We start from the raw sequence: 898 nt of genomic DNA, 5'->3' as shown, positions 1-898 counted from the left end.
GCTGACGGATATGGGTTTCCAATTAAATTCCATTTAGCGGCTGTCGGTGTAAAAGTAATATCTCCATTGTTAGGAACCCCAGTAAAAGAGGCTTGATAAACGGCAGAAGTATTGATGTCATACTCCTGCGGAGACCTTACAATATATCCTTGTCCGGGAGCCATTACTAAAGTTCCGTTATAATTTATTGTCCATCCGGTATTTGGATTATAACTGTAATATTTATCAGCCAGAGTTGTCGGCGACAGATCATGAAGTGTTATTCCCGGCACTGCCGTTACCGGTGCTGACCAATAGGTGAAATCATAACGGCGGATCAATTGCGTGTTTCTCTTATAAGTAATATTCCCTGAGTTGACTGCATTTGTTTTTTGCACCAGACTGGCATTGTTTTCAAAAGTTAAGGAACTTCCGGTATTAACCGTTACTGCGTTGGTAACTGTTAAGGTATTAGTACTTTGTACAGTTAATAAGCTGTTATTGCTTAAGTTAATTGTATGGGCTTTAAATTCAGTATTTGTTCCTGTAATTTCCGGCTTGTTTGCGATAGAGGTTAAATCTGGAATTACTACACAATCATCTGCAGTAGGAACTCCGCTTGGAGTCCAGTTTCCGGCTGTGTTCCAGTTTGTGCTTACACTGCCATTCCATGTTTTGCTTACATAAGCATTTACAGGCACAACAGTAATTGAAGATTCACATCCTGAGCTGTTTTTAGCTGTAACATTATACGATCCTGCTGCCAACCCCGAAAATACACCGGTTGTATTGGTATAAGTTGTCCCGTCAATACTATAAGTAATTCCTGCTGCCGGCGCCGGGTTTGTAATTGTAATAACTCCTGTTGGTACTGTACATGTAGGCTGTGTTGTTACAGATGCTGTTGGAGTTGCTGGTT

1 protein-coding gene is annotated in these 898 nt (G+C 40.9%); it reads right to left on the bottom strand.

Annotated features, from left to right (window positions below; genetic code table 11):
- Positions 1-898: DUF8693 domain-containing protein (locus tag LUU93_RS21470; RefSeq protein ID WP_498072029.1), on the bottom strand; the 898-nt coding region annotated here is incomplete at both ends.

The sequence above is a fragment of the Flavobacterium soyae genome (assembly GCF_021245985.1).
Taxonomy (GTDB): Bacteria; Bacteroidota; Bacteroidia; order Flavobacteriales; family Flavobacteriaceae; genus Flavobacterium; species Flavobacterium soyae.
This window is presented reverse-complemented; position numbering and strand designations above follow the sequence as displayed.